This is a genomic window from Chroococcidiopsis cubana SAG 39.79 (assembly GCF_003991895.1).
Lineage (GTDB): Bacteria > Cyanobacteriota > Cyanobacteriia > Cyanobacteriales > Chroococcidiopsidaceae > Chroococcidiopsis > Chroococcidiopsis thermalis.
On sequence record NZ_RSCK01000249.1, the window covers coordinates 165 to 1,317 of the forward strand.

The 1,153-nt window shown below is 46.1% G+C and carries 1 protein-coding gene; it reads left to right on the forward strand.

Annotated features, from left to right (window positions below):
- The first annotated feature begins 3 nt into the window (after nt 1-3).
- Nucleotides 4-1,077, forward strand: a complete 1,074-nt coding sequence (locus DSM107010_RS37715; RefSeq protein WP_127025423.1) for an FAD binding domain-containing protein — start codon at nt 4-6, stop codon at nt 1,075-1,077.
- Nucleotides 1,078-1,153 lie beyond the last annotated feature (76 nt).

The window sequence follows — 1,153 nt, forward strand, 5'->3', positions numbered from 1 at the left end:
ACTATAAAAGCAACAGGCAATCGGGCAATTGTTATTGGTGGATCGCTCGGCGGTTTATTTACCGGAATCATACTGCGCTCTATTGGTTGGGATGTAGATATTTACGAACGCTCCGATCGCAATCTTGATAGTCGCGGTGGTGGCGTTGTACTGCAAAGCGATGTTGTTGAAGCATTCCAACGCGCGGGTATCTCTACTCAATCGCTGGGTGTAGTAGCGCACGAACGTTATTATCTAAACTCCGATGGCAATATTGACCAACCAATGCCGATGCGTCAAATGCTGACCTCTTGGAATCTGCTTTATGGTTCTATGCGTCGGCATTTTCCCTCGAAGCATTATCATTACGGGAAATACTTAACTGATATTCAGCAAAACGGCGAACAGGTTACAGCAATCTTTGCGGATGGAACTGATGATACGGCAGATTTATTGATTGGTGCAGATGGTCCAAATTCGACTGTACGGCAACACTTTCTACCAGATGCTCATTATCGTTATGCTGGATATGTTGCCTATCGGGGATTAGTCAATGAAAATGAACTGGAATCAGAGGCGGCTGCTCTGTTTACAGAGCGATTTGTATTTTATCATTTCCCAAACTCTCACATCCTTCAATATGTAATTCCTGGCGAGCGCGAATCTTTAGTGCCTGGAGAACGCCGTTTTAACTGGGTTTGGTATGTTAATTACGATGAAACAACAGAACTACCTCGCATTTTGACAGACAAGGATGGCAAACGTCGAGATTATTCTATTCCACCCGGAACGATCGCACCATCCGTCGAGCAAGAGATGCGTTTTTATGCCAATACCTTACTCGCTCCTCCATTTCAGAAACTTGTTGCCGCAACCCAAGCGCCGTTTGTTCAAGCAATTTTGGATTTGGGAGTGCCACAAATGACCTTTGGACGGGTGGCGCTAGTTGGCGATGCTGCCTTTATTCCCCGTCCCCATACGGCAGCAAGTACCGCAAAAGCGGCGGCAAATGCGATTTCTCTAGCAGATGCCCTAGTTAAGTACAACCACAATGTTACTAAAGCTCTGCCAGCTTGGCAGCCAAGTCAATTAGCTTAGGCGATCTCCAAGAAACAAAATACCTATGAGGCAGGTCGGATAAGAATATCCCATTTGGGCAAGAGGGGATTGCGTT